The 26,718-nt window shown below is 51.5% G+C and carries 26 protein-coding genes and 1 pseudogene; 18 read left to right on the top strand and 9 right to left on the bottom strand.

Translation table 11 applies throughout. The features are described 5' to 3' along the window. Window positions 1–122: 122 nt before the first annotated feature. The gene (locus ACL2XJ_RS24925) at window positions 123–1,238 is read right to left on the bottom strand and encodes an oxidoreductase (protein ID WP_413724881.1); all 1,116 of its coding nucleotides are present in this window, start codon (window positions 1,236–1,238) and stop codon (window positions 123–125) included. Window positions 1,239–1,400: 162 nt separating this feature from the next. Here ACL2XJ_RS24925 and ACL2XJ_RS24920 point away from each other — a divergent pair, with 162 nt between their 5' ends. The 7 genes from ACL2XJ_RS24920 (at window position 1,401) to ada (ending at window position 7,914) form a co-directional block, all read left to right on the top strand. Further along, window positions 1,401–2,903 (top strand): sugar ABC transporter ATP-binding protein, encoded by a 1,503-nt coding sequence (locus tag ACL2XJ_RS24920; protein ID WP_413724880.1) that lies wholly within the window; start codon window positions 1,401–1,403, stop codon window positions 2,901–2,903. Continuing rightward, window positions 2,900–3,895, top strand: coding sequence for an ABC transporter permease (locus ACL2XJ_RS24915; protein ID WP_413724879.1), 996 nt, complete (start codon window positions 2,900–2,902; stop codon window positions 3,893–3,895). Before ACL2XJ_RS24920 ends, ACL2XJ_RS24915 begins: the two co-directional genes overlap by 4 nt. A gap of 19 nt (window positions 3,896–3,914) precedes the next feature. Beyond that, window positions 3,915–4,979 (top strand): sugar ABC transporter substrate-binding protein, encoded by a 1,065-nt coding sequence (locus ACL2XJ_RS24910; protein WP_413724878.1) that lies wholly within the window; start codon window positions 3,915–3,917, stop codon window positions 4,977–4,979. A gap of 9 nt (window positions 4,980–4,988) precedes the next feature. After that, the gene (locus tag ACL2XJ_RS24905; RefSeq protein WP_413724877.1) at window positions 4,989–6,233 is read left to right on the top strand and encodes an LVIVD repeat-containing protein; all 1,245 of its coding nucleotides are present in this window, start codon (window positions 4,989–4,991) and stop codon (window positions 6,231–6,233) included. 6 nt (window positions 6,234–6,239) lie between these two features. Then, the gene (locus ACL2XJ_RS24900; RefSeq protein ID WP_413724876.1) at window positions 6,240–6,452 is read left to right on the top strand and encodes a hypothetical protein; all 213 of its coding nucleotides are present in this window, start codon (window positions 6,240–6,242) and stop codon (window positions 6,450–6,452) included. Further along, a complete protein-coding gene (locus tag ACL2XJ_RS24895; protein WP_413724875.1) occupies window positions 6,449–6,586 on the top strand; it encodes a hypothetical protein in 138 nt (45 codons plus the stop codon). The genes ACL2XJ_RS24900 and ACL2XJ_RS24895 overlap by 4 nt, the downstream gene beginning before the upstream one ends. Window positions 6,587–6,849: 263 nt before the next feature. Beyond that, window positions 6,850–7,914 (top strand): bifunctional DNA-binding transcriptional regulator/O6-methylguanine-DNA methyltransferase Ada, encoded by a 1,065-nt coding sequence (gene ada / locus ACL2XJ_RS24890; protein ID WP_413724874.1) that lies wholly within the window; start codon window positions 6,850–6,852, stop codon window positions 7,912–7,914. Window positions 7,915–8,180: 266 nt separating this feature from the next. Here the strand turns inward: ada and ACL2XJ_RS24885 are convergent, their stop codons facing one another. After that, window positions 8,181–9,221 carry an aldo/keto reductase gene (locus tag ACL2XJ_RS24885; protein WP_132921054.1) on the bottom strand — a complete coding sequence of 347 codons (1,041 nt, stop codon included), beginning with the start codon at window positions 9,219–9,221 and terminating at the stop codon, window positions 8,181–8,183. Between the two features lie 82 nt (window positions 9,222–9,303). Between ACL2XJ_RS24885 and ACL2XJ_RS24880 the strand changes: the two genes are divergently transcribed. Continuing rightward, window positions 9,304–9,855 (top strand): TetR/AcrR family transcriptional regulator, encoded by a 552-nt coding sequence (locus ACL2XJ_RS24880; RefSeq protein ID WP_413724873.1) that lies wholly within the window; start codon window positions 9,304–9,306, stop codon window positions 9,853–9,855. 122 nt (window positions 9,856–9,977) lie between these two features. Here the strand turns inward: ACL2XJ_RS24880 and ACL2XJ_RS24875 are convergent. After that, a pseudogene (locus ACL2XJ_RS24875) lies at window positions 9,978–10,203 on the bottom strand (Arm DNA-binding domain-containing protein); the annotation flags it as partial. Between the two features lie 427 nt (window positions 10,204–10,630). On the opposite strand from ACL2XJ_RS24875, the gene ACL2XJ_RS24870 reads away from it, so the two are divergent. The 5 genes from ACL2XJ_RS24870 (at window position 10,631) to ACL2XJ_RS24850 (ending at window position 13,115) form a co-directional block, all read left to right on the top strand. Then, window positions 10,631–11,002: a hypothetical protein gene (locus tag ACL2XJ_RS24870; RefSeq protein ID WP_413724872.1), complete on the top strand. Its 372-nt coding sequence runs from the start codon at window positions 10,631–10,633 to the stop codon at window positions 11,000–11,002. Then, entirely contained in the window at window positions 10,999–11,532 is a 534-nt protein-coding gene (locus ACL2XJ_RS24865) for an RES family NAD+ phosphorylase (protein WP_413724871.1), read from the top strand. Before ACL2XJ_RS24870 ends, ACL2XJ_RS24865 begins: the two co-directional genes overlap by 4 nt. 208 nt (window positions 11,533–11,740) lie before the next feature. Then, complete coding sequence (tnpA, locus tag ACL2XJ_RS24860) at window positions 11,741–12,022, top strand: IS66 family insertion sequence element accessory protein TnpA (RefSeq protein WP_413726963.1); 282 nt, start codon at window positions 11,741–11,743, stop codon at window positions 12,020–12,022. Then, window positions 12,016–12,351 (top strand): IS66 family insertion sequence element accessory protein TnpB, encoded by a 336-nt coding sequence (gene tnpB / locus ACL2XJ_RS24855; protein ID WP_413724870.1) that lies wholly within the window; start codon window positions 12,016–12,018, stop codon window positions 12,349–12,351. Before tnpA ends, tnpB begins: the two co-directional genes overlap by 7 nt. A 65-nt stretch (window positions 12,352–12,416) precedes the next feature. Next, a complete protein-coding gene (locus ACL2XJ_RS24850) occupies window positions 12,417–13,115 on the top strand; it encodes an IS66 family transposase zinc-finger binding domain-containing protein (protein WP_413724869.1) in 699 nt (232 codons plus the stop codon). Here ACL2XJ_RS24850 and tldD read toward each other — a convergent pair. The 5 genes from tldD to ACL2XJ_RS24825 form a co-directional block, all read right to left on the bottom strand. Then, window positions 13,078–14,529 carry a metalloprotease TldD gene (gene tldD / locus ACL2XJ_RS24845; protein ID WP_413724868.1) on the bottom strand — a complete coding sequence of 484 codons (1,452 nt, stop codon included), beginning with the start codon at window positions 14,527–14,529 and terminating at the stop codon, window positions 13,078–13,080. The two genes, ACL2XJ_RS24850 and tldD, sit on opposite strands and share 38 nt — an antisense overlap. A 4-nt stretch (window positions 14,530–14,533) precedes the next feature. Further along, on the bottom strand, window positions 14,534–15,889 hold the full coding sequence (locus ACL2XJ_RS24840) for a TldD/PmbA family protein (RefSeq protein WP_413724867.1): 1,356 nt from the start codon (window positions 15,887–15,889) through the stop codon (window positions 14,534–14,536). A gap of 11 nt (window positions 15,890–15,900) precedes the next feature. Continuing rightward, entirely contained in the window at window positions 15,901–17,157 is a 1,257-nt protein-coding gene (gene trxA / locus ACL2XJ_RS24835; RefSeq protein WP_413724866.1) for a thioredoxin, read from the bottom strand. 3 nt (window positions 17,158–17,160) lie between these two features. Continuing rightward, on the bottom strand, window positions 17,161–18,873 hold the full coding sequence (locus ACL2XJ_RS24830; RefSeq protein WP_413724865.1) for an ABC transporter ATP-binding protein/permease: 1,713 nt from the start codon (window positions 18,871–18,873) through the stop codon (window positions 17,161–17,163). Between the two features lie 109 nt (window positions 18,874–18,982). Further along, a complete protein-coding gene (locus ACL2XJ_RS24825; protein ID WP_413724864.1) occupies window positions 18,983–21,406 on the bottom strand; it encodes a TonB-dependent siderophore receptor in 2,424 nt (807 codons plus the stop codon). 508 nt (window positions 21,407–21,914) lie between these two features. Here ACL2XJ_RS24825 and ACL2XJ_RS24820 point away from each other — a divergent pair. The 5 genes from ACL2XJ_RS24820 (at window position 21,915) to ACL2XJ_RS24800 (ending at window position 25,628) form a co-directional block, all read left to right on the top strand. After that, entirely contained in the window at window positions 21,915–22,439 is a 525-nt protein-coding gene (locus tag ACL2XJ_RS24820; protein WP_413724863.1) for a sigma-70 family RNA polymerase sigma factor, read from the top strand. A gap of 9 nt (window positions 22,440–22,448) precedes the next feature. Further along, window positions 22,449–23,405: a FecR family protein gene (locus ACL2XJ_RS24815; RefSeq protein ID WP_413724862.1), complete on the top strand. Its 957-nt coding sequence runs from the start codon at window positions 22,449–22,451 to the stop codon at window positions 23,403–23,405. 123 nt (window positions 23,406–23,528) lie between these two features. Further along, window positions 23,529–24,383 carry a TonB family protein gene (locus ACL2XJ_RS24810; RefSeq protein WP_413724861.1) on the top strand — a complete coding sequence of 285 codons (855 nt, stop codon included), beginning with the start codon at window positions 23,529–23,531 and terminating at the stop codon, window positions 24,381–24,383. A gap of 47 nt (window positions 24,384–24,430) precedes the next feature. Beyond that, window positions 24,431–25,183 (top strand): MotA/TolQ/ExbB proton channel family protein, encoded by a 753-nt coding sequence (locus ACL2XJ_RS24805; protein ID WP_413724860.1) that lies wholly within the window; start codon window positions 24,431–24,433, stop codon window positions 25,181–25,183. A gap of 22 nt (window positions 25,184–25,205) precedes the next feature. Further along, on the top strand, window positions 25,206–25,628 hold the full coding sequence (locus tag ACL2XJ_RS24800) for an ExbD/TolR family protein (RefSeq protein WP_413724859.1): 423 nt from the start codon (window positions 25,206–25,208) through the stop codon (window positions 25,626–25,628). Window positions 25,629–26,084: 456 nt separating this feature from the next. On the opposite strand, the gene ACL2XJ_RS24795 is transcribed toward ACL2XJ_RS24800, so the two are convergent. Next, window positions 26,085–26,630, bottom strand: coding sequence for a hypothetical protein (locus ACL2XJ_RS24795; RefSeq protein WP_413724858.1), 546 nt, complete (start codon window positions 26,628–26,630; stop codon window positions 26,085–26,087). Between the last annotated feature and the right edge of the window lie 88 nt (window positions 26,631–26,718).

The raw sequence follows: 26,718 nt of genomic DNA, 5'->3' as shown, positions 1-26,718 counted from the left end.
TAATAATACATATTGAAAATGAATGTGCTATCAGAAATATTATTATGAGTTAATCCCTTGGCAATGCATGATGATGTGGTCGCCGGCCTGTTGCCGGAACAGACTGGCGAGAAAGGTATCGGCTATGAATGAGCGGGTATTGAGCGGGGATGGCCGATGCTTTCCACTTTTTCGAAAGCGGCCCGCAGGGTCTCCGGCGTCAGCTTCACCGGCAGGTAGTGAATAGATTCCGCCGGACGCAAGGTATGGGCGATGACTTTATCCAGATCCGCGCGGTTATGGATATCCACCTCCAGCGCCGCCAGCGTGGTGGGCAGGTGAAAACGGCGGTAGGCGGCAATCAGCTGCGCCAATACATCGTCCTGGCCGAGCAGGGCGCTTTGCACCAGAATGCCGTAGGCGACCTTGGTGCCGTGCAAGAATTTTTCCGTTTGCGGTAATACCGTCAAACCATTGTGCACCGCATGCGCCGCCGCTACGCGGGTATAGCGCTCGCCCAACCCGCCGACCATGCCGCCGCCGGCGATAATGGCGTCCACCACGTCCCGGAAAACCTGGCTGAGTTCGCCTTGCCGCTGATGTGTGAGCGCCGTTTCACTGCCTTCGAGCAGTACATCGCGAATCGCCAGCGCGCCATTGATGCCAAGCCGCACCGTTAACGGCAGATTCTGCGGCTCGGGCGCCAGCACCACCGCTTCATACCATTTCGCCAGCGTATCCCCGATCCCGGCCAGCAAATACTCCGCCGGCGCCTTCAGGATGATTTCCGGCTCCACCAGTACCAGAAAATTGGCGTCATCGAAAATTTCAAAATGCAGCGCCTGGCCTGCGTCGTTATACCAGACGGAAAGCGGCGTCCAGGCGGCACAAGTGGCCGCAATGGTCGGTATATTCACCACCGGCAGTCCCAAGCGGCGGGCCACCGCTTTGGCGGTATCCAGCACCGTCCCTCCGCCCACGCCGATCACTACCGCGCGGTCATCGCCGGCGTCCTGCGCCAGCCGGGCCACATCGCTCTCGCTGCAATGGCCTTTGAACAACAGCTGCTTTGCCCCCGGCGCAGTAAAGGCCGCCGGCAGATAAGGGCGCGCGGCCTCGATGGCGCGTTCGCCGAAAATCCAGACGGCGCGGGCCAATTGCCCGGCGGAGAAAAAATCGCCCAGCCGCGTCAAGCTGCCGCTGTGCGAATAGTAGTTGGCCGGCCCGGTGACGACGCGGATATCGGTGGTAGTGCTCATGAATCTTGTCCTGTTGGTGTACGGCTAACCCTATGTTATGTCTGGACGCCTGGATGGCTAATAACATTTTGCTTTATCTTATGCATTTTACGTCGTTGCCAGTCAAGGGACACTATGAAAAATTCGTTAAATCAAACCATTAATCACAAGGATTCGCCGCGGATGGTAGCCAACCGACTTGAGATGCGCGGAGTCAGTCTGGCCTTTTCGGGGTTCCAGGCATTAAAGCAGGTGGATTTCACGCTGTCGGGCGGTTCCGTACATGCGCTGACCGGCGCCAACGGCGCGGGCAAATCGACATTGATGGCGGTGTTGTGCGGCACCCACATCCATTATGAGGGCAATATCGCCATAAATAATGAGAGCGTGACGATTCGCCATCCCCGCGAGGCGAAACGGCTGGGTATCCACCTGGTGCAGCAGGAAGTGGATGTGGCCCTGGTGCCGGGGCTCAGCGTCGCGGAAAACATCATGCTCGACCGGCTGGCCGAGGGCGGCCATCGTTTCCACTGGCGGGATGTGCGGCAGCGGGCGAGGGCGGCGCTGGCCCAGCTGGATATGCAGATGGATGTCGGGCGCAAGGCGGCGGGCTGCTCGCTGGCGCAAAAGCAGCACATCATGCTGGCGCGCGCCCTGTCCCATCACTGCCGTTTTCTGATACTCGATGAGCCCACCGCGCCGCTCGATCAGCAGGAAAGCGAACGATTGTTCACCGTGGTGAGACGCCTGAAGGCGCAGGGAATTGGCGTGGTCTTCATCTCCCACCGTATCCATGAACTGAAAGCCGTTTGCGATACCCTGACGGTATTGCGCGATGGGCAGCTGATTGAATCCGGCCCGATGGCCAGTCTCAGCGGCGAGGCCATCGTCGAAAAGATGCTGGGACATGAAATACGCGATATCTACCCCCCGCGCCGGCCGCCGCACAGCAACGAAACGCTGCTGCGGATTGAGGGTTTGCATGACGAAGGATTATTGAGAGATATCTCCCTGCATCTGCATAAAGGTGAAATCCTGGGCATTGCCGGGCTGGCCGGCGCCGGGAAGACCGAGCTGTGCAAGGCGCTGTTCGGCGCCAGTAAAAGCCGTCTGGACCGCGGCGAGCTGCAGGGGCGGACGTGGCGACCGCACGACCCGGCTGATTCGGTCAGTCGGGGCCTCGCGCTGGTGCCGGAGGAGCGGCGTAAAGAGGGTATTTTCATTGATGAATCCATCAGTATGAACCTGTCGGTCAGCGCCGATAACAGCTTCTCGCGCTGGAGTATCTTTGGCCATCGCCAAGCCTGGCACTGGGCGCAACAGGTGATAACCCGTCTGGGAGTGAAAACCACCGGACCGGCGCAAACCCTGCGCCGTTTGTCAGGCGGCAACCAGCAAAAAGTGGCCATAGGCAAATGGCTGCGCGCCGATGCGCGGGTGTTGATCTTTGATGAACCCACCAAGGGCGTGGATGTAAAAGCGAAAACTGATGTATTCAATTTGATCGACGGCCTGGCCAGGGAGGGAAAAGGCGTGATTTATGCCTCCGGAGAGTTCGGCGAACTGGTGGGTTTATGCGATCGCATCTGCGTATTGTGGGACGGCCGCGTGGTGGCGGAAATCGCCGGCGCCGACGCCCGTGAAGACACATTATTGTACTACTCGACCGGAGGCGCGGCGTCGTGAGCAAGGCTCTTACTGCGAAGAAGACGGTATCGCTCCGTCAACTGATGTTCGATTTTCTCTATAAATGGGGCATGTTGCTGACCGTAGTGGCGCTTATCGCCATCTTTGGCGTCGCGTCGGATAATTTCCTCGATCCTTTCAATATCATCAATATCCTGCGGTCTATCGCCATCGTGACGGTTATCGCCATCGGCGTGTCGATTTCATTGACGGTGGGCGGGTTTGATCTGTCGGTGGGCTCCACCGCTTCGCTGGCGAATGCGCTGGTTATCTCGATGTTTGTCTGGCACGGTTTCGGCGCCACCGAAGCCATTGTGCTGACGCTGGCGCTGTGTACGCTGGTGGGATTATTCAACGTCTTACTGATTGTGGTGCTGCGCATTCCGGATATGCTCGCCACCCTCGCCAGCCTGTTTGTGATCCAGGGCGTGGCGATGACCTACAGCTATGGCGGCTCCATTACCGAAAATATGGTGCTGCCGAGCGGCGACATGGCGCAAGGGACCATTCCGCCCGGCTTTGGCCTGCTGGGGCAGGTGCCGACCATCGTCATCGTCATGCTGGCGGTGGCCGTGGCGGCGCAGCTCGGGCTGTCGTTGACCACCCACGGCCGCCGTATGTATGCCATCGGCGGCAACCCGGAAGCGGCCCGCTTATCCGGAATCCGCACCACGCGCTACAAAGTCATTGCCTATGTGCTCTCATCGCTGCTGGCCGGCCTGGGCGGCATTCTGCTGGCATCGCGTATCGGTTCTTCACAGGTCAACGCCGGCGGAAGCTATTTAATGGACGCCGTCGCCGCGGCCTGGATCGGGTTTTCACTGGCGGGGTCCGGCAAACCCAACGCCTTGGGCACATTGGTGGGGGCGGTTATCCTCGGCGTGTTGCAAAACGGCCTGGTGATGCTGTCCGTCCCGTATTATGCCATGGACATTATCAAGGGACTGGTGCTGGCCGGCGCTCTTGCATTGACCTATTTCCAGCGACGTTAACTTCAACAGGGGAAGAATAATGAAACATTTCGCAGGTTCATTGCTGATGCTCGGGCTGCTGGCCGCCATGCCTGGCCATGCCGCCGTGCCGGCGCCGGTACCGTCAGCCATCGCCAATCATAACGGTCCGATACGTATCGCGATTATCCGCAACCTCGGCTCTGACGATAACACCACCCAATTTGTGTCAGGGGCTGTACAGGAAGGTAAAAAGCTGGGCTTCAAAGTCAGTACCTTTCTCAGTAACGGCGACGATGCCAAATTCCAGGATTTTGTGAATCAGGCCATCAGCCAGAAATATGACGGTATCATTCTTTCCCAGGGACGCGACCCGTATTCCACGCCGTTGGTCAAACGCGCGGCGGATGCCGGGATTGCCGTGTCGGTGTTCGACACGGCGGTTAATGGAGATATCCCGGGCGTGACGGTAACGCAGCAGGATGACGTTTCGCTGACGCAGCTCTCGTTTGGCCAATTGATCAAAGACTTCAATGGCAAGGCGAATATCATCAAGCTATGGGTCGCCGGCTTCCCGCCAATGGAGCGCCGCCAGGCAGCGTATGAGGCTTTGCTGAAACAGAATCCGGGCATCAAAGAGCTGGAATCCATCGGCGCGGTATCAAGCGATGTCCAGGGCGACACCGCCAATAAACTGGGCGCGGTACTGGCGAAATACCCGAAAGGAAAGATTGACGCTATCTGGGGAACCTGGGATGCCTTCAGCCAGGGCGCCTACAAAGCGTTGAAAGAAAATGGCCGTACTGAAATCAAGCTTTATAGCATCGATGTGTCCAACCAGGATCTGCAATTGATCCGTGAAGCCAACAGCCCGTGGAAAGTGAGCGTGGCGGTGGACCCGAAACTTATCGGCGCAACCAACGTGCGGTTGATTGCCAATAAGCTGGCCGGTGAGAAAACCCCCGCCACCTATGATTTCAAGGCGGCGGTTATTCCGCAGGCATTGGTCGCCGGCCAGCCGGGACCGGTGAGTGTGGCCGGCCTGGGGAAAATAATCCCCGGCTGGGGACAGACCGAGGACTTTATCGCCCCTTGGTTTGCCACGCTTGAAGAGAAAAACCACTAAGGAGCGGCTATGGTTAACGAATTACCGCGCCCGGACTACAGCCGCAATATGCGGCTTCTAGGCCACAGCGATCAGGGCGGGCGCCCCGACGGCGTACAATTGATGGTGCATCGCGGTTTTGCCTACATCGGCCATATGGTGTCGCAGGGGTTCTCCATTGTCGATGTGCGTGATCCGAAGAATCCCAAGGCGGCGGGGTATGTACCCGCGCCGCCGGGCACCTGGAATGTACATTTACAGGCGTATGACGACCTGTTGCTGGTGATTAACGCCCGAGATCTGTTCGCCGATGTCCGGTTTGCAGATGAAAAGGTCTACTACACCCGGGCGGTCAGCGAGACGGTAAGCGATGTGTGGGATCGGGGCTGGAGCGCCGGCCTGCGTATTTTTGATATTTCCACCCCGGACCAGCCGCGGGAAATCGGCTTTCTGCCGCTCAATGGCATCGGCATCCACCGCATCTGGTATGTCGGTGGCCGCTGGGCTTACGTGTCCGCGTTGATAGACGGTTTTACCGATTATATCTTCCTGACCATTGATTTGGCCGATCCGCGTAAACCGGAGGTGGCGGGGCGCTGGTGGCTGCCGGGGATGAACCAGGCGGCGGGGGAAACGCCGGTCTGGCCGGGAGGAAAACGCTACGCACTTCACCACGCCATTATCAGCGGCGATACCGCCTATGGCAGTTGGCGCGATGGCGGCCTGACCATCCTGGATGTCAAAGACCGTACACGGCCCAGGCTTATCAGCCATCGCAACTGGAGCCCGCCGTTTGGCGGCGGTACGCATACGGCGCTACCCCTGCCGGATCGCGACCTGCTGGTGGTGCTGGACGAAGCGGTGCTGGATAACCAGGAGGACGGCGAGAAGCTTATCTGGCTGTTCGATATCCGTGAACCCGCCAATCCGGTGAGCATCGCCACTTTCCCGCAGCCGGATGAAACGGATTATGTCGCCAAAGGCGCCCATTTCGGACCGCATAACCTGCATGAAAACCGGCCGGGCAGCTTTATCAGTTCAACGCTGATTTTCGCCACGTACCAGAACGCGGGCGTGCGCGCCTACGATATCTCCAATCCGTACCGCCCGGTGGAAACCGGCGCACTGGTGCCCGCGGCGCCGGCGAAGATGATGGATACCCGGCCGAACCGCCCCAGGGTTATCCAGTCCTGCGATGTGTTTGTGGATGCGCAGGGGATAATCTACAGCACCGACTATAACGGCGGTTTGTCGATAATAGAGTATTTGGGATAGAGAAACTTGAGCATTTTTGATATGTCTGGACAGACATTGCTGTTCCCTGATCGGAAACAGCAGATAGGAAGTGATGCCGATAATCAGCGTTCTGGCGGTTATTTTAACCAGCATGGCTTCCGGTCTATCTCTCTGGCGGCCGATATTATCGCTATCGAGCGCGTTAAGCAGGCACCAGTAACAATAGGCATTAAATCGCCGGATGAATTTTTCCCTTGATGACGTTGATAGGCGGCGGCCAGAAAAGAGTCTTGTTTATGCCGGTCGCTTTCTGCCTGGGTGTGCTGGCCAGGGAGCTGGGCTTTGACGACCCGCGGGCCGCTATCGACGTTGGGGCAGCCAATGGCGCCTGAGTCTGAAGAGCCGCATACCATCATGCCGCCGGGAATTTGACCTTGACGGGAACCATTGCCGCAGACCTATCGCAACGTGCGTACCGGCGGGCCATCGAGTTTCTATCCAATCTGGACGAGGACTGGCGCCCTTGGCGCACAGTGGCTGCCTGGTATTTGTGGCGACTACCCAGCCGATGAAATTCATTCGCAAGAATCAGAGTTCTTGCGAATGAAGTCCCGCCTATACTGGCGCAGTGATTAACGAATTCAGGATTACCGCCATGAAAACGACGACTCCTTACGACACGGACGATGCTCGCTGGGAAGCAGTCCGAACGCGGGATGCAGCCGCCGACGGACACTTCATTTATGCCGTGCGCACCACTGGCGTGTACTGCCACCCCAGTTCCACGGCACGGCTACCGAAGCGCAAGAATGTGGAGTTCTTCGATTCGGTCGAGGCGGCTGAAGCGGCGGGCTATCGATCGAGCCGCCGCGCGCACGGCGACCATACCAGTGCCGCGTCAGAGCGCGCCGCGCTGGTAGCGCGCGCCTGCCGGCTGATCGAAACCTCGGAGACGCCGCCCCAACTCGACGTCCTGGCCGCCGAGGTCGAGTTGAGTCCGTTTCATTTTCATCGTTTGTTCAAAGCTGAAACGGGCCTGACGCCCAAGGCCTATGGCTCGGCCTACCGCGCCCGCAAACTGCGCGAGGAGTTGAGCGTCCCAAAAGCCTCTATCACGAGCGCCATCTATGATGCCGGCTTCAATTCCAACAGCCGCTTTTATGAAACATCCGAGCAACTATTGGGCATGCGCGCCCGGGACTACCGGGCGGGCGGTGTAGGAGCGGTCATCCGTTTCGCGGTGGGACAATGTTCACTAGGCGCCATTCTGGTCGCGCAGAGTCAGATCGGTATTTGCGCCATTCTGTTGGACGATGACCCGGACGCTCTGGTGCGCGGTCTACAGGACCAGTTTCCCAAGGCGCAGCTCATTGGTTGTGACGGTGAGTTCGAACAATTGGTGGCCCAGGTTGTAGGTTTCATCGAAGCGCCGGAAATCGGCCTGAATCTTCCGCTGGATGTGCAGGGCACAGCCTTCCAGGAGCGTGTCTGGCTGGCGCTGAGTGAAATTCCCCCGGGCACAACGGCGAGCTACACGGAGGTAGCCGAGCGCATCGGGTCGCCCAAAGCGGTGCGCGCCGTCGCGCAGGCCTGCGGCGCGAACCACCTGGCCGTGGCTATTCCCTGCCACCGCGTGGTACGGCGCAATGGCGATCTTGCCGGCTATCGCTGGGGCGTAGATCGCAAGCGCGAACTGCTGCGCCGCGAAGCCAAGAGCTGAGGAGAATCTTCAAATGACCGCACGCTACACGAATATTGAACGATTGGATTGGGTTGGCATTTCCGCGCAACTGGACATCGAAGGTTACGCCGTGTTGCCGCGGGTACGGCACGCGAACTTGAGCGGTTAAACACTACCTGAAGACCAGCTTTGTCGTTCCCCTGGCGGTGACGCTAAACCATCCGGCACCGACAGCGGATTAATCATATAGCCCGGTATTTGAATAACGCCACAAGCTGATGGCGCAGTGCAACGTCTTTGTAAATTCAAGCGTCAGCGCTAAACCCTGTGGCCGCTTCCGCAGCACGGCGCAATTGGGCCGGTACAGAGATTCCTTGGTGGTCCACGCGAGGGGTGTAAGGATTTTCCAGCCTCTTCGCCTCATCTTCAGTCAAAGTGATGGAGAGCGCCGCTATCGCGTCATCAATATGCTTGGTTTGGAGCGCCCCTACAATCGGTGCGGCGACTACGCGATTGCGGCGGAGCCATGCAAGCGCTATCTGTGCCTGGTTTACGCCGCGTTCCGCCGCGATAGCGCCGACTACTTCTACGATTTTCTGATCGCTTGCCGCTGTAATCGAGTTTTGCTCGGCGCCCGCCGGTTCGGTTTTTGACCGCTCGGTGGTTTGGCCCCATGGGCGGGCAAGACGGCCGCGCGCAAGCGGGCTGTAGACCATGGTTTGCACGCCTTGATCAGCGCAAAGCGGCAGCATTTCTCGCTCTTCCTCCCGAGCGAGCAAGTTGTAATTGTCCTGCATGGAGATGAAACGCGCCCAACCGTTTTTTTCCTGCAAATGCAGCGCCTTACTGAACTCCCAGCCCATCATCGAAGAGGCCCCGATGTACCGCACCTTGCCCATCTTCACCAAGTCATGCAGCGCCTCAAGTGTTTCTTCCCAAGGCGTCAGTTGATCGCGACGATGAATTTGATACAAATCTATATAATCTGTCCCCAACCGGCGCAGGCTGTGATCCACCTCAGTCATGATCGCCTTACGTGACAAGCCGAGAGCATTGGGACCATTACGCGTGGGCGCGGACAGCTTGGTGGCGATGACCATTGCGTCACGGTTAGCGAAATCCTTTAGGGCCCTGCCCAGGAATTCCTCGCTTGATCCTGTCGAATACATATTGGCAGTGTCGAAAAAATTGATGCCTGCTTCGACAGCATGCCGTATCAGGACGCGGCTTGCGTCTTCGCAGAGGGACCATGCCGGATGCCCCTGTGCCGGGTGGCCGAAACCCATACAGCCGATGCAGATGGGGGATACGTCCAAACCAGAATTGCCGAGTTTTTTGTATTGCATGATTGTGTGCCTTTCGTTGAAAATGAGAGTGCTCTCCGTTTTTAGCGGAGATGTCTCCGTTTAGTCAAGAGGAAAGTTAAAGGTGAACGAAAAACTACGTTCTGACGCGCGTGTCAATCGTGACCGCATTCTTGAAGTGGCGCGGGACATGCTGACTACCGATCCAGAGGTCTCTATGAACTCCGTCGCCAAGATGGCAGGCGTTGGACCGGGCACGCTTTATCGCCACTTCCCGAGCCGGGAAGCCCTGGTACTGGGTGTGTATAAAAACGAGATTGACGCTCAAGTCCAACTCGCACCGGCGTTGCTGGCCAAACATAGACCACTCATGGCGTTTCGTCTGTGGTGCTACCGGCTCGCTAAACTAGGGAGGGTTAAACATGCGATCGCGGCGTCGCTTCACGTGACGCTTTCAGACAAAGATTCCCAGGACGCCTACCTGCCGATGCTTGACGCAGTTCAAAAGCTGATGTTAGCTTGCGAAGCCTCTGGCGAGATTTTGCCAGGAAACAACGCGGCTGACATATTGGTCCTTCTGTCTTGCCTATGGCGCATTCCACCCACCGATGATGGCGAAGCACAGGCGAATAGAGTCCTCACACTCACCTTCCGCGCCATGGGCGCAGAACAGTAACGAGAAATAAACACTTGGCGTCGCCGCAGCACCAAGGATGGGTGCTACCTCCTGCCGTGGCGTGATTCAGCGAATGTTGGTGCTAGCGTCAGGGTTAAATTTAAAATGATCGGTATCTTGACTAGTAGCCTGCTGGCACTGTCACGCTGTTGCCGGGCCTGAACCAACGAAACTGCAGGGTAGGCTCCAAATGCCAGTTTCTTTTTTTTTGCCCGCGTAGCGATATTTAAGATGCCAGAGTTTTGAACCATTGGGTTTGACGAGGAGGTAGAGGCCCTGAGTATCACTCAACTTATAGACTGTTGATCGGAGCTTGGCATAACGAAGGGTGGTATGGGTGAGTGACATTTAGGACTTTGTGAAAATCGAACCGGTCAAGGCCCCCAATAAAGCCCCCAAAATGATGTGGCAGTCAATAGAACAATACGGAACTGAGTGTCACCGTATTAGAATCCAATCTATTGATTTTGAAGCTTCCATGGATTTCAGCAGACATCCACAGAACAGAAATTGGCTCCTCTGACTGGACTCGAAGTCAGATTTATATGAATGAAATATATATATTTTAAATTGAATATATATGTATTTGACCCAAAATGGAAACGATACAAAATTGTGATTTATATCGCATCCAAGTATGTTTCAATTGTCCTCATTTACCATCCAAGTGATAAGCGTCAACTGCGCGTCTGTGAGTTGTTTCTACAGTGGCGCTGGAATATTTGCAATATTAGTGCATAATAAGTGCGCGTTGATTGCATTGAAAGGAGTGGCTATGAGCGCATCACTTCCGAACCCGTTGAGCGTTCAGTTTCGCGAGCCCAACACCGCCTACCTCTCACCCGCCAGGGTAGGGGATTTTTTTGGCTTCCGAATTCAGGAACTGGCTGAGCGTGCGCATGTGCATCGCAACACACCTTCCTCACGGCCTCAAGCACAGCAATTGCAGCAGTATCTGGTGAATCTGGTGCGGGTTCTGGCCGTGTCCACTGAGATGACGGGCGATGCGCAGCAAGCCGTTTTCCTTATCCGCAACGAACCCCTGCGCGCGTTCGGCTACAAAACCGCTGATGCTCTGCTCAGAGATGGTCGGGCCGATGACGTTATCGCCTACCTGGAGTCTCTCGCCGGCGGTGCAGCTGGATGATTGACGTTATTCTTGACGGCGGGCGGTTCCCGGCGTTCTATCGGATTATTGTACCGGCCTTTGCCTCTACGCCCCTTTCCGGCATGGGTGCAGCGAGGCAGGGTGGACGCTTCAAACGTCCTCGGCAGGAAGCGCTATACCTGTCGGCTGACGAGGTCACGGCATTGGCCGAATACAAACAGGATAATCCCTGGCTGCAGCCTGGCACAATTTGTACTTTTTTCGCCAAAGAACTGCGGGTAGCCGATTTGAGTGCAGGATTCGACCCTGAGCACTGGGGCGACCTGTGGGCCGACTTTGCCGTCGACTGGCGCACAGAACGGTTTGGCAACGGTGTCGAACCTCCCAGTTGGTATATGGCCGACGACGTGGTCGCAGCTGGTCTGGATGGCATACTTTTTCCTTCCCAAGCCCGGCCAGGCGGAACCAATTTGGTGATTTATCGAAGTTCCCAACTGACAGACTCACAACTGTGCGTATACGATCCATCCGGTAATCTGAAAAGTATCCTGCCAAACACTCTTATGTAGCGCACTGCATAGCGATGTCGCAGGGGTAAAAGCCTGAAAAATCATTGTATCAGAGCAAAATGAAAGGTCAAAAAAAGTGGTAATATCTAAGAAAGGCGGCGCTAATTCGGGGTTCGGGTCAAGAACCGACATCACTAACTGAGGGTTGTATCTAATCCTAGGGGCAGTCCAAAAGCGAGGCATGCAGAGTAGTATTTTATAATCTTTCATCGAACGACAACAGCATCTCGACGCCTGGCAACACAGTGGACTCACCCAAAAAGGCTATTGCCGCCAGAACAACATTTCGCTCAGCGCCTTTTATTATTGGATGAAGCACAGCAAGGATAATGCTGGAGCAACGCTAACCCCGGCCTTTATTCCCGCCAGACGCGTTACCGTTGACAATACTCATGCCCAGACCGTGACGCTCAATCTACCCAACGGCTGTTCGGTCAGTTGTTTTCCGACTCAGTTAATGGGCGTGATGCAGACATTGTCATTATGCTAACCCCACAGCACATCTGGCTGGCGCGCGAGCCGGTGGATATGCGTCGCGGCATTGATACGCTCACCCAATACATCACCGATAACCTGCACCAGGCCTGGCAGAATGAGGCCGCCTTTGTTTTTTGCAACAAGGCCCACTCCCGCATGAAGGTTCTGCGCTGGGATAAACACGGCGTCTGGTTGTGCCTGCGCCGTCTCCACCAGGGCCATTTTATCTGGCCCAAACAGGGCGATGCCGCCTGGATGTTATCGCCGGAACAGTTCGACTGGTTGACCAAGGGCATCGACTGGCTGCGCGTTGACGGCCTGGATTTAACCCAATGGAAATAAAGGTAAAAATGAATTAATACATTGATTTAAATGACAATATTACAGCATTTTGATAAAATCAATGCATGGATATCGACTCGCTGCTCACCTCACAAAACCCCGATGACCTGCGCTCCCTGGCGTTGAAATTACTCGCGGACCTTGAACAGAAAACGTCGGCGCTTGAGCAGCAAACACAAAAAAACCAGGCATTGGCCCACTATATCCAGCAGTTGGAAGAGGCGTTGAAAAATGCCCGCCGCTGGCGCTTCGGCCGTAAAAGCGAGGCCTTCCAGGACGAGCAGCGCGGGCTGTTCGATGAAGATATCGAGGCTGACGCCGCCGATATTGAACAGCAGTTGTCCACACTGCTACCCGAACCGAATACCCCAAAACCGGCGGTGCCCAAACGCCGCCCGCTGCCGCCGGAACTCCCGCGCCAGGATATCCGCCTGGCCCCGGCATCGGACACCTGCCCGGACTGCGGCCATGCCCTGCGCTTTATCCGTGATGAAATCAGCGAACGGCTGGAATATGTGCCGGCACGTTTTATCGTGCACCGTCATATCCGCCCGCAGTTCAGCTGTGAACACTGCGATACCGTGGTCAGCGCCGCCCTACCGGTACAGTTGATAGAAAAAGGCCAACCTGGACCGGGGCTGCTGGCGCAGGTGGTATGCGCCAAAAGCCTTGACCATCTGCCACCTGGCAGGTGGCTAAAGCAACGCAGAAAGCCTCACTATTGTATTAACCTGTGCCCCCCACTAAAAGCGAATCGACTTTGAGGGTCGGCTGCCCGACACACACCGGAACGCTTTGGCCTGCTTTTCCGCACACAGCATTGCCGTTGTCCAGCGCAAGATTATTTCCCACCATGCTGATTTTTTGTAAGGTATCCGGCCCGTTTCCGGTCAGTGTGGCGTCTTTAATTGGTGAGGTTAACTTCCCGTCTTCAATCAGATAAGCCAATGCGGTCTGGAAGCTGTACTGCCCGCTGACAATATCCACCTGTCCTCCGCCCAAATCTTCCAGGTAGATACCCTTATCGACCGATGCGATAATTTCTTCAGGATCATAAGAGCCATTGCGCATAAACGTATTGGTCATTCTGGGCATTGGCAGATGTGCATAAGATTGTCTGCGACCGTTGCCGGTAGGCGGTACTTTCATCAGGCGTGCGCTGAGGGTATCGTGCATATAACCCTGTAAAATACCGTCTTCAATCAATGTCGTACATTGTGACGGTGTGCCTTCGTCATCGATAGTGATCGAGCCTCGCTGGTTATGCAGCGTTCCGTCATCAACGATAGTGACGCCCGGAGGGGCGATACGCTCGCCAACCCGTCCGGAATAAACGGATGTTCCCAGGCGATTAAAATCTCCTTCCAGACCATGCCCCATCGCCTCATGGAGCAGCATTCCCGGCCAGCCTGAGGCGATAACCACGGGCATCATCCCGGAGGGTGCGTCGATAGCATTCAGATTAATCATCGCAGTATCAACCATTTTCCGCAGCGCCGGAATAAGCTGGTTATCATCAAATAAACTGAAATCACCGCGTCCACCAAGGCCCGTGCTTGCCCGCTCTCTGCGGCCATTTTTTTCAACCACCACTGAGACTCTGAGTACCAACATCGGCCGGATGTCGGCTGATTCATACAGATCGTGACGCAAAATATAATTAACCGAAAAGGATAATTCGATATTTGCCGTCACCTGCACGACATGCGTATCCATGGCACAGACCAGCCTGTACACCTTCTCCAGAAGTGCAATTTTTTGCTGGCTATCGCGTCCGGTGACAGGGTCATCAGCGCTGAACCGGCCAGGAAAGGGCTGAGTGCCTGGGGAGACTGTTATCATTTTTCTGCCGGGGGCTGCGACAGATTTTACCGAACGAGCGGCGTTTTTCAGTGATTGCAGATCAATATGTTGTGACAGGGCAAACGCTGTATGGTCCGTTTCTATGGCACGTAGGCCAAAACCCTGGTCGGCAGTGAACGAACCAAATTTAACCACCCCATTTTCCATCGACCAGGATTCGCTTCGTATTTTCTGAATATAGAGATCGGCATAATCTATCCTGTGTTCAGTTATTTCGCTCATCAGGGAATAGAGTTGTGTAGAGGTAACATTATTGCTGTCGAGCAACAATGATTTAGCCTGCGCGAGATAAGCGTCTGAAACTGATTTGAGCATAATGTTACACCTGATTGCCAGAGATTTGCAGGGAGTCAATTAATACAGAACCCGTGGTGAAAGGGCCTTCAGTAACGGCATCATTTCCGACCGCCAGAATACCTTTGAAAATATCAGCCAGATTTCCGGCGACCGTGATCCCATCAACCGCATATTGTATTTTGCCATTTTCAACCCAAAAACCCCTCAGGCTGCGGGAATAATCACCATTCATCAGATTGGGAGAACCGCCTGAAAACTGGCTGATCACCAGACCGTTATCCAGCTTGTTAAGCATGGCGTTAAAATCATCTTCAGCACGCGTCAGCCCGCTGGTTAAACGAAGGTTTCCCGGGCCCCAGGCATTGCCGGTGGAGTCCATATTCATACGTCGGGCGGAATAGGCAGACAGGAAATAGCCCAGCAAACGGCCATTTTCTACAATCTTGCGCTTTTTACCTCTGATCCCATCACCATCAAATAAACGACTGGCTAATCCCCGAGGAATAAAAGGATCTTCGGTTACGGTGATATGCGCCGCGGCAATCACAGACCCAAGCTGTCCGCAAAGATAGCTGTTACCCTGGTATAGTATTGCGCCACTGGTTGCCTGTACCAGGTGACTGAGAAGAGAGGTTGCCGCTAATGGTGCAAACAGCACCGGCAGGCGGTGATTACCCGCCAGAGGCTGGATATCTAATGCCAGACAGGCACCCTGAGCCGCTGTGCTGCCGACGTTGTAAGCTGGCATCAATGATTCTGCCGCGTTGCCTTCGGATGACCAGAAATCAAGCTGGCTCATGTGATGACGACGGCCCAATGCTTTGGCTGTCATTGCGTGATGGGTTTGTACCGTACCCTGAGAAAATCCCAATGAATTCATCAACCAGAGTTGAGACTGGCCTGCACTGACCCAGGCACCATCGCTGGTGACCTCCGGGCTGACCGAGTGAATGCCGGCTTCAATTTCTGTTGCCAGCGCGATGGCGTCCTGTTCGCTAATACTCCACGGATGATACAGGTCTAATTCCGGCAGTGTTGCCGGAAGGGGGGAAGGCGCAAAGAGGTCGCAGAATTCATCAACACCGGTAAACCGGGCAATACGCATTGCGGCCTGTACTGTCTCTTCAAGTCCTTTATCTGAAAAGTCAGAAGAGGTGGTAGTGCCCTGATGCTGACCGCGGAAAACCGTCAGTGACATCCCGCTGGCGGCATGCAGGGTACGGGTACGTACCACCGCTTGTCTCATTTCGATATGTAATCCATTTGCTTCCGAAAATATCACATTGGCACTGGTTGCACCTGCGGATATTGCCTGAGAAATAACACGTTGGGCTAAGGATTTCAGTTGTGATTGCGAATATGAAAAATAAACAGACATATTATCTCCGATTAATAATTTTCCGCGTCGTGCATAACCCTGAACAGTATTTTTTGCAGATTTTCATTATAAGGTTGCAGTAATTCATCGACGTGTTGATGGAAATATTCTTCCCTGGCAATAAAATCGCTGTGTGCAGCTACCCACTCTTCGCGTAATAACCTGATGTCTTCCTGAGTGAGTGTTCCGGTGGCTGAATTTTCCTCTTTCTCCTGAAACCATGCCATACGTAAGTCTGGCAATTCCCGCTCAGCAGGTGTCCATCCCAGCTGAATCTGAATGTGCTGGAATTTAGCGAAGCTAATGCACCCGGCAATGGTTAACCAGGCGTCATTATCCCGGGTGTCGGGTAGCGGGGAAAGCGTGGAAATTAAGGTCAGTAAACTGATTTCGGGTCCTTTTTGCTGTTGAGAATAATCCGCTAACTTATCCTTTGCCAGCTGTTTCAGTGATGACCATATTTCATCGGACAGAGTTTTACCCTCAAGCCGTTGCCCTAAGGCATCCCGCCATTTTTCAATAATACTTTTTAGCTCTTCGTCTTGTGTATAGGCTGTCCATGGGATGGAATTTTCACTTAACCAGATATTGATAAATTTGTGCGGAACCAGCCGGTAGTCTTTTCCTTCAGCAAGTGCCGTGAATAATGCGGAAACATGTTGTCTGTTCTGAATATCGCAACAGTCCAGCAGGCGGGCAACGGCTATGGGTAAACCGGTCATTCTTTCGAATATTACCGGATCATTGCTGTGGACAAACGCTGCAGAGGTCGTGCCCTGATTATTATCCCAAAAAGCATTGAGAGAAGAGGCGGTTAATTGTTTATTTTCGGCATGGCCGAGTAAACGCTGTCGAAAAAATTCCAGCAGTTGTTTGTCTGCATAAAAGGTTGGCCAGTCGAGGGATTCAGTGTGCTCAACGACAGGGCTTCCTGTCAGATCGATATTAAATTTATTAAGCCACTCCTCCAGTTTTCCCAAACTCTGGATGCCCAGTTGTCGCGATATTTCACTTTTATTTTTAAACAGCAACAGTGTCGGAATGCCGCGGACCCCAAACTCTTTCATGATCTCCGGGTATTTTTCCACGTCTATTTTTGCAATCAATACTTTGTTTTGACTTTTTCTGGCCAGTTTCTCAACGGTTGGCCCCAGCGTTTTACAGGGATTACACCAGGGTGCCCAGAGATCGATGAGTACCGGGGTTTCTTCCTGTCCGATAATCTGATGCAGGCTGATATCCGTCAGCTCAATGGGAGATGTTGACATGTGTTATTCCTTTTCTGAATGAGTGACGACAGGTGTCAGCGTTAAACAATGTGAGTGAAATTGTGTTAATTCAGGGCGATGGGCAATACTGACCATTGCGGAACCGGGCAGTCTGGTGATAACGGAGCGATAAAGATGATTTTCCGTTTCGCTATCCAGAGCACTGGTAGCTTCATCCATAAAAATGAACGCAGGGCGATGAAGTAATAATCGTGCAATAGCTAAACGCTGCTGTTCTCCGCCGGATAAAACCTGCTGCCAGCATTCAACAACAGTCAGGGAATTTGCACGTTCGGTCAGCTGGCAGTCTGCGAGTGCTTGTCGGTATTGTTCATCGGTGAAACTGTCAGGATCGGCCGGGTACGCTAAAGCATTTTTTAATGTCCCGCTCGGGATATAGCTTTTTTGCGGCAGGAACATGGTTGATGATGGCCGGGGGACAGAAATAAATCCGCTGCCATAAGGCCATAACCCTGCAAAGGCGCGTAGCAGTGTGCTTTTTCCGCAACCCGAACGCCCTGTGATTAACCAGCGCTCCCCGGGAGAAACCTGCCAGGAAGAGAGATGGGTGAGTGTGACGCCATTCGGACGGGTGAGCACCAGGTCACGACAGAGTAACGACGTTCCCTCTGTTTTCAGTATTATTTGTGATTGCTGTTGGTCTGCTTTATTCATCGCCCATTGCAAATCCCTCAGCCGGTTGGCCAGTGCCAGCCATTGGGTGAATGACTGGTAAGCTTGTGGGAAAAATGAGAGAGCGCTAAGCACAGACCCATAGGCCATGGTTATCTGTGTCAGCCCGCCCAGGGATATTTTTCCTGTGAGCAGCAAAGGCAGTGCCAGTAAGGTGGGTAACGGAGAGAATAATTGTGAGAAAACACTTTGAAATAAATTTATTTTCAGTGTTTTCCGCATTAACAGAAGCGAGTTTTGACGGATTTTATTAAAACGGGACCTCAGGCTGTTAAGTTCCCGATCCCCGCCATTATAAAAAGCGATTTGTTCGGCGTTTTCACGCAGCTGCATACCCAAAAACCTGAAATCGGCCTCGACGGTTTGCTTGTTCATGTTAATGCCAATCAGGACTTTCCCCAGATAATGCACTAACGCCAGTTGAGCAAATGAGTAAAGATACACGGCAAAAACCATATAGCCGTGAATATTAACACTGATATCTCCTAACGGCAGCGACAATGTGCCTGATAAATTCCATAAGATCAGGGTGAAGGTGACGACATTAACAATGACATTGATAATGTTGGTCGATAGGTTCACCGTTATCTCGGTAAAGAGATTAATGTCTTCAGCAATTCGCTGATCACTGTTGGAAATTAAATTTTCACGCTCAATCCTGTAGTAATGGCGTTTTTCTGTCCAGCGCTCAAGATAATTATTTGTCATCCATGTTCGCCAGCGGAGCGTCAGATATTGAATACTCAACACCCCGACCAGCGGTAATGCGACACTGATTGAACCAATACCTAATGTATCAAGCAGGGTGCTGCGTATTGATGTCCAGTTGAGTGCCACCAGCGCATCCGTCAAATTCCCCTGTAATTTATTTAATGCAACAAAAGCATAAGTGGTGGTGAAATTTATTCCTAAAATAATACTGAGTAATAAAATCCCCGGCCATTTTTCTGATGATGTCCAAAAGGGCTTTATTAAATCCATATTACCGGGTCGTGAATGTTTGATAGAGATTGGTTCTGCCATATTAATCCTGACGTTGAGTCAGCGCTGAAAAAAGAGATGCCAACACCCCCTGAATCAGGGCTATATTCATAAATAATTATCCGGAATATCATTAATGAATAAATTCAGATCAGAATGAATAAGTTGCTGTCAATCTCGCCACACGCCCGGGTTTTACACCAATATAATCTGCTGTGGAAGAGTATGAGAACAATGTACGGTCAAACACATTGTTTACACCCAGCGTGAGGGTATATTTAGGCTGGTGATAAAAAATGGCCATATCAGTTTGCGCCCAGCCACCCATTTTGAAATATTCCCCTGATGATCCGTTCCAGGTGTTACTGGCAGCCTGTACCCCAATCCCCGAACCCAGTCCTTTCAGCTGACCAGACTGGATTTCATAAGATGTCCAGATACTGCCTGAGTGTTTGGGTTGACCTGTTTGCCGGGTATCTGATGACGTTGATTCCGAGCTCGCGGATGTCGGGCTCTGGGCAATGGCATAGGTATAGCTTGAGGTAATATTCCAGCCCGGGAGAATTTGTCCGTTCAGCTCAATATCCCAGCCCTTGCTTTTCTGGTCCTGTATGCCGACGGGCTGACCGGCGCTGTTGTATATTGCAACATTGGTTTGTTCAAGCTGGAACAGATCTGTTGTCAGTGTCAGATTGTCATCAAGGAAATTAAATTTTAAACCAGCCTCTGTCGACTTGCCAGCGGAAGGGGGGATCGGCTGATGAGTGGTGGGGTTAATTGATTCTGCACCCTCAAAAGTCCTTAATAAATTAACATAAGCAGTGATATCCGGGGTGATATCATAACTTACACCGTAATTAGGGATCCATTTTGACGCCGTATATTTCGCATATGAAGTACTGGTATCGTAAAAGACGCTGGTGCTATTCGCATATTCAGCCCGTTTTGCTGATATCTGAAAATGCAGTTTTTTAAACACATCGATCTGATCCTGTAAAACCACACCTTTCTGGATCTGCAGCATTGTATATGATTTTAAATCCGCATCGGGTATCGCGGGGTAGGACATCGAACCAGGATTAAAAACATTACCATTGGTATAAATATCAAATGAAGAAGTGTCCCAGCTGGTCGATACACTGTGCTGGTAATCATAACCCAGCAGAATGTTATGGGTCACTGCGCTTCCTGTAGTAAACTTCCCGCGAATGTCATTTTGTAACGAATAGGAGTTCACTTTAATCCGATTGGAAAGGGCATGCGCCGTATAATCCCCGTTATCGCTGACACCGTAGTTCTCGTTGATTTTCACTACACTGGTATCATTGTTATAGGTGGCTTTACTGTTAAACGACCAGTTGTCGCTCAGATCTTGCTTAAATTCGTAATAGACCGTCTTATCGTTGCCACTGAAATGGTCATCCTTATCACCCATTCTGTATTCTGGAAGGTGATGAATCGTACCATTACTGTAGTAGGTTGCTGCCGGGCCTGAATTCCTGTAGCTGTTAAATTCAGCGCCGACTTTCAGATAAGTTTTATCATTTTGCCAGCTCAATACCGGGGCAATGTAATCACTATGATTACCATTGAAATCCGGGAAAGCATTATCGCTGCGCATCGTCGAGGCATTCAGACGATATCTGAAAGATTTATCATCATTAAGTGGACCGCCAAGATCGATAGCATTTTTTAATTCGCCATACTTTGAAACTTCCACTTTGTAGGTATGAATAGGGTCTGCTGTCGGTGCTTTGCGCACAACATTTATTGAGCCCGCAGGGGACGAACTGCCGGCAAGTACTGCCTGAGGCCCTTTTAACACCTCAATGCGTTCTATTCCATCGATGTTTGCATTACCGGTAGCAGTACCAAGCGCGGTGGTATTGGTGTTAGCAACACCGTCGGTAGAACCTGAGGTAACGGCGAAACCACGGATATAAATAGTGTTTACACCACGGTTTGCGTCCTGAATATTCACCCCTGCGACGTTTTTCAGTGCATCTTCTAATGACGTCGCCTGGCGGTCATCTAAAACTTTACGGCTGACCACATTGACGGACTGAGCCGTGTCCTGCAATGAGAGAGTCGTGCGCGTGGCTGAGCTGGATGTCGAAGGGTTATAGGTCGTCGCATCTTCACTTTGATCAGCCGTACCATTCACGGTGATTGCCGGTAAGCTTTTAGCGGTATCCTGGACGGGGTAGGCTGCTGACAATTTCCGGATAGTCAATGTGCCGTTAGCAGTAGACGAGACCGTCAGTGAAGTCCCCTGTAGTTGTTTGAGAATGATGGCCCTGGTCGAAAACTTACCCCTGATTGCTTTGGCCTGATAGGGGGCTACCAGCCCGGGGTCAAAGGCAATCGTCTGATTGCTTTGCCTGGCAATGTTAATTAATGAGCTTTCTAACGACCCGGATGGAATAGAAAAATTTACCGGCACTTCGTCAGCAGCATATAAGGCGGATGAATAAACTGATGTACCCGCGATGAAAGCAGGTGCCATGCTGATTGATAATGCCAATCGGCTGATGCTCGTGCCTTTTTTCCAGCCGTTTTTCTGTTTGCTCTGCATGTCTATTGCTCCCCAAATAATATCAATACTGCTTAATGGTTATGCGCGTGTTTTTTAATGATTCCTGATGTATGTGCGATGAGGATTTAAAAGTGTCACCCTGTTTGTGATGTTTTCTTTAACAGGGTAAAAATCGGGGGCAGGTAAGAAGTGCCGTTGTGGTTTAGCAACCAGATTGCTATAGATTGCAGTAAAAGAGATATTGCGTAAGCTTGCAACATCAGACTAAATCGATATAGTGCAGTCAGTACAGGCCACACAGAATGTGGTGAGGAATCACATTTTGTAACATGTTAAACACATTTTTAAATATCAGACATACAACAGATATGTTAATAAATTAAAGATGTGATTTTCAGTTTTTGGTTGCCCGTTATGACAGATGCCTGAGGGTGGTTTTAAGGGATAGGATTGAGTGTTAAATATGTTATTTCATTCATATTTAATGGGATTATCGATGTCATCAGGAGGGTTTTGACTCGGTGAGTAAATAGTTGATTCATGTGATATGGGGATCATCATGGCGGTAGATTCCGGTGCACGTACCGAGGCATTAACCCTTATTTTTCGTAGCGATTATCGCTGGCTAACTGAGAAGCTCAGAAAGCGTATAAGCTATGGGACGGGGGCTGAAGATGTGGCTTCAGAGGCGTTTCTTCGCCTGGCAGAAGTTCCAGAGCTATTAAATATTCGTGAACCCAGGGCCATGTTAACCACGCTTGCACAACGTGTGTTATATGAAACCTGGCGCCGACGGGATTTGGAAAGGGCATACCTTCTGGCTCTGGCCAGCCATTCTGAACTTAGTCATCCTTCACCTGAAGAACGCGAAATGGTGCTTGAATCTTTGCTGGCTATCGACCGTGCTCTGGATGGTTTATCAATAAATGCACGTAAAGCTTTTTTATTTAACCAGCTGGATGGCATGACATATAGCGAAATTGCTGAAAATTTAGGGGTGTCAGTCAGTATGGTTAGAAAGTATATCGCCAAAGCATTAACAAATTGCTATCTGTCGATAAACTCTGATTGAGTATTTAAAATGAAATCGACTTCCTCAACTGAATCCATAGCTAAACAAGCCATTGAATGGATGGTATTTCTCCGTTCCGGCGAGGCCACGCACGTTGATTTTGAAAAGTTTGAAAAATGGCGCGCTGCAGATGAGGGTAATAACCATGCCTGTCGTCAGATAGAAGCGGCACTGGGAAAAATAGAGACGTTGTCTCAACTCATGCCTACGAAAGATATCCATCAGACGTTGTTGGCGCCCTCAAGCCGGCGTAAATTTATCCAGCATAGCTTGTGTGTGGCGGGCCTGGCAGGATTCAGTGGCCTGTTGGTCAATCAGCAATATCCGCTCGCCTTTACTTTTTCTGATGCTCATACAGATACGGCACAGCGGAAAAATATAGAACTCGACGATGGCAGTACCATCAGTATGAATGCGCGTACCGCTATCAATATCAGCTATTCAGATTTGGTAAGAGGGATAACATTAAAAGCGGGAGGGATCATTGCAAATGTCGTCAGCGATGCCAGGCCTTTTATTGTCGATACTGATTTTGGCCAAATCATCGCGTTAAATAGCCGCTGGCATGTCAGACAGGAAAACCAGGGCATCCACCTCGCAGTGTTAGATTCCGTGGTAAAAGTAAAAAATAATAGTGGCGCGACGCAGATTGTTAGGGCCAATCAGGGGTTATGGTTCAATGAAAATAACTTCATCCCGCAGACCATTTCGCCTTCGGCCGAGACAGCCTGGTTGCAGGGACGGCTTGAAGTCAATAATTCCTCACTTTCTTCGGTTATTAATACCTTACGTAGCTATACGCCTGCCTTTATCCACCTGGATTCCGCAGTGGCCGATTTGAGAGTCAGCGGGGTTTTTCCACTGGAAAACGTCCCTTATACCCTGGACTCGTTGGCACAAACGATGCCAATTGCAATCACGCGTACTACCGACTACCTGATCCGGATACACCCGGCCACCGTCTGATTTTTTTAAGGAAATTTTCTCCTGACGGTGTCACTTTTTCTTTCTTATTGTACAGAACTAGCAGGGCATTATGAGATTGCTCTGAACAGTGTCCTGGCAATCAGATGTATCGGAGAGGTTCGGGTGAAAGCACAGCAACTTTACGCACAAGGTACTATTGCAGTAGCGAAAAAACGAGAGTCTGTAATGTCGTTATCGCCAGTTCGGTTATTTGATATGAAAAAAAACAGACTGATCATCGCCGCGGTTATTTTGGCACATATCGGGATATTGGCGATTGCTATCACTAAAACCACGCAATATAAACCATTAAATATTATTAATCCGGCAGATCAGCAAAGCATTCAGGTCACGATGGTTGAATTACCGGAGCCTGAAGTTATTGCACCTGTTCAGACGCCGGACCCCGCGCCGAAAATTCTGGCCACGGAGAACAATGTCCCTGAAATAGTTGAGAGCCCGCCCGACATACCCGCAAAACCGGTTGAAAAGAAGCCGGTTATCCGGAAAGTCATCCCCAAACCTGTAGCAAAGAAAGTCGTGAAACCTTTGGTATCAGATAAACGACCCAGTGAACATAAAGCGGTTATCAGCCAGGAGAAGCCGCATCAGATTGAAGATGCCAGGGTAAGTGATAAGACAGCACTTCCGGCAACCGCGTCAGGACCTATGTTACAAAGTGCGCCACAGGCAGACCCTAAATCCGTTTTGACCGTAGGATGTGAGGTGCCGGCCCCGGAGTATCCGCGTCGTGCAAAACGTTTACAACAGCAGGGTCAGGTGCTTATCCGTCTGGTTATTGCCGCTGATGGAACCTTAACGCACAGTGAAATCGCACGCACCAGTGGCGTTGATGAGCTGGACCGGGCAGCACTTGCTGCTGTTTCCCGTATCCGTTGTGAACCTTATATAGAAAACGGACAGAGAATTTCTGTCATGACAATACAGCCAATAGATTTCAAAATCTCCGGCAACTAAAGAAATTATTTAGTTCATAACACTATGAAAAAGAAAGAGGCAATAGAATGAGTGAATTTGGTATTGAGCATGTGTGGAATCAAGGGGACTTCGTTACCCGTGCCGTGGCGGTGATATTAATGGTCATGTCGATAATGTCCTGGTGTGTAATTATTATTAAATTTACTCAGGGCGTCGGGCTGAATAAAGTGATAAAACGCAGTAAAGCTAAATTCTGGAAAGAAAAGAATTTAACAGCCGCAATAAATGTATTAGGTGATGAGCATTTTAATCCGATGAGGGAGCTGGCGATGTCCGGCCATGCCGTAATGTCTCATCAACACCACAAAGCGTCGGGTATCAGCCAGCAGCTGGATATCAGCGATCTGCTGGCAAGAGCACTGAAAAATAGTATTGATGATACGGTCACTCGATTGCAGGCCGGAATGGGGATTCTGGCCTCAATAGGGAGCACGGCACCTTTTGTCGGATTGCTGGGCACCGTCTGGGGAATCTACCATGCACTCGAGTCTTTAAGTCTGTTGGACCAACCTGATATCGCACATATTGCCGGTCCGGTGGGGGAAGCATTAATTATGACCGCGTTTGGCTTGTTCGTCGCCATTCCCGCGGTGCTGGGTTTCAATGCGATCAGCAGACGTAATCGTGGTTATCAACATTCCATCGCCGTTTTTGCGCACGACTTACATGCCTACTATCTGACAGGCGCACGGATGGTGATTGATCCGGCTGATTTGCAGAGAAAAAAATCCGTAAGTACCGGTCAGGTGCAACCCTTTCATGCAGATCAATCCCTTTAGTTGATGTACGGAGAGTATGGGTATGAGTATGTCATCGGGAACGCAATTTGAAACTGAAGAAGATTCATTAGTGAATGATATCAATATGACACCCTTTATTGATGTCATGCTTGTTTTATTGATCGTATTCATGGTGACCCTGCCGGTGGTTAACCATGCAGTGAAAGTCAATCTGCCTAAAGCCAGCGCAGCGCAAGTGGATAAAAATGTGCATTCTGAAGACATTTCTATTCTGCAAAACGGGGAAATCGCCTGGAATAAACAGCCGGTTGACGATATCACCTTCAGGCAAAAACTCGAAGAGGCGGCAAAGTTGCCACAGGCTCCCGGGTTAAGAATTTACGCCGATCAGGGGGCACAATATGGGCGTGTGGCGTTTGTAATGACAACTGCGCAAAGCCTGGGGCTTAATAAGTTTGAGTTTGTGGTGGACAACCCGAAATAAATGACTTCCAACGGCCATTATTTTAAAACTCTCTTCCCCGGCATTGATGATGATATTCCTATGCATGGCCGGATGGAGAAAAAGAAGAGGTCGGCAGACGATATTCCGAAACCCTGGAAACGAAGTGCCCTGCATGGATGGTGGTCCGGCAATCCTGTTGAATCGACATCAGATGAGGATTCGAAGGGAGGCATGAACACAGGAAATTGGCTCCTCTGACTGGGATCGCCTTAGCCAGTAAGTGGCTAATACATAAGCTATCTCAGTGGGGCAGTCCTGTCAAGATCACCAGAATGACCACCAATTTTTATTAATCTCTCGGTGGTAAATGCCTGCTATCACACCTGCGGTGATATCGGATATTTAGGTTCGATGTAACAATACTGTTAAGTTCTTTTATACTGTATTACTTAAAGCACCCTCAAGAAATTCAAAGTAGGGTCTATGTTACTAATTCTAATGTTTACTCTGTCGTGAAACATCTAAAACGAAAACATCGACTAAACCACGGAGATCAACCGCTAACACTGCTTCAATACTGGTTTTAAGTTCCTGAGCGGTTTTGATACCGTGGAGCTTGCGGCCTGCAACGGTCCCACTCTCTCCAAACCATATAACAAGAAAAATACCCTGCTGATCGGCATCTAGGTGGATGGAATAACGGTCATAGAGTTGGGCTGAAGCGGCAGAATATAACTCTCTGTGCCACTGGCCTTTGACTTCCGTAACCAGCAGCCGTCTTTTTCCGCCAATCAACTTAGATGCCGTGAAGTCACTCCTGTTTTGACCTTTCAACTGATGCTCAGGCGTTATCGATATGCCCTGAGGTTCGAGTCTTAAATTGAGACGTTCAGCAATGATCTCCGTAGACTTTACCTCATCAAGGTGTTCATTTTTTTCATAGAAGCGATCTGCCGAGTTAAACTCCCCGCCATCAATCGCTTTCTGGAAATCATGAAGCTCCTGAAGAACTAACTGACGCTGGCCTTCAACAGTAACCACTGAATCACAATCCAGATGTTGGACTATTTCATCTGGCGTCGGTGGTCCGGTAATCCCCCCGAAAAACTGGGGTACTCATAAGTAGAAT

Source organism: Sodalis sp. RH16 (assembly GCF_047324245.1).
Taxonomy (GTDB): Bacteria; Pseudomonadota; Gammaproteobacteria; order Enterobacterales; family Enterobacteriaceae; genus Acerihabitans; species Acerihabitans ligni.
The sequence above is the reverse complement of the archived record's forward strand: the minus strand, read 5'-3'. Positions and strand labels throughout refer to the sequence as shown.

Bases quoted from the DNA above. Each gene is read 5' to 3' on its own strand.
- ACL2XJ_RS24830 (WP_413724865.1), bottom strand. From the start codon at position 18,873: ATGGCAGAACCAATCTCTATCAAACATTCACGACCCGGTAATATGGAT.
- ACL2XJ_RS24805 (WP_413724860.1), top strand. From the start codon at position 24,431: ATGAGTGAATTTGGTATTGAGCATGTGTGGAATCAAGGGGACTTCGTT.
- ACL2XJ_RS24920 (WP_413724880.1), top strand. From the start codon at position 1,401: ATGGTAGCCAACCGACTTGAGATGCGCGGAGTCAGTCTGGCCTTTTCG.
- tldD (WP_413724868.1), bottom strand. From the start codon at position 14,529: ATGCTCAAATCAGTTTCAGACGCTTATCTCGCGCAGGCTAAATCATTG.
- ACL2XJ_RS24925 (WP_413724881.1), bottom strand. From the start codon at position 1,238: ATGAGCACTACCACCGATATCCGCGTCGTCACCGGGCCGGCCAACTAC.
- ACL2XJ_RS24815 (WP_413724862.1), top strand. From the start codon at position 22,449: ATGAAATCGACTTCCTCAACTGAATCCATAGCTAAACAAGCCATTGAA.
- ACL2XJ_RS24825 (WP_413724864.1), bottom strand. From the start codon at position 21,406: ATGCAGAGCAAACAGAAAAACGGCTGGAAAAAAGGCACGAGCATCAGC.
- tnpB (WP_413724870.1), top strand. From the start codon at position 12,016: ATGCTAACCCCACAGCACATCTGGCTGGCGCGCGAGCCGGTGGATATG.
- ACL2XJ_RS24870 (WP_413724872.1), top strand. From the start codon at position 10,631: ATGAGCGCATCACTTCCGAACCCGTTGAGCGTTCAGTTTCGCGAGCCC.
- ACL2XJ_RS24905 (WP_413724877.1), top strand. From the start codon at position 4,989: ATGGTTAACGAATTACCGCGCCCGGACTACAGCCGCAATATGCGGCTT.
- ACL2XJ_RS24840 (WP_413724867.1), bottom strand. From the start codon at position 15,889: ATGTCTGTTTATTTTTCATATTCGCAATCACAACTGAAATCCTTAGCC.
- trxA (WP_413724866.1), bottom strand. From the start codon at position 17,157: ATGTCAACATCTCCCATTGAGCTGACGGATATCAGCCTGCATCAGATT.
- ada (WP_413724874.1), top strand. From the start codon at position 6,850: ATGAAAACGACGACTCCTTACGACACGGACGATGCTCGCTGGGAAGCA.
- ACL2XJ_RS24865 (WP_413724871.1), top strand. From the start codon at position 10,999: ATGATTGACGTTATTCTTGACGGCGGGCGGTTCCCGGCGTTCTATCGG.
- ACL2XJ_RS24910 (WP_413724878.1), top strand. From the start codon at position 3,915: ATGAAACATTTCGCAGGTTCATTGCTGATGCTCGGGCTGCTGGCCGCC.
- ACL2XJ_RS24820 (WP_413724863.1), top strand. From the start codon at position 21,915: ATGGGGATCATCATGGCGGTAGATTCCGGTGCACGTACCGAGGCATTA.
- ACL2XJ_RS24800 (WP_413724859.1), top strand. From the start codon at position 25,206: ATGAGTATGTCATCGGGAACGCAATTTGAAACTGAAGAAGATTCATTA.
- ACL2XJ_RS24850 (WP_413724869.1), top strand. From the start codon at position 12,417: ATGGATATCGACTCGCTGCTCACCTCACAAAACCCCGATGACCTGCGC.
- ACL2XJ_RS24885 (WP_132921054.1), bottom strand. From the start codon at position 9,221: ATGCAATACAAAAAACTCGGCAATTCTGGTTTGGACGTATCCCCCATC.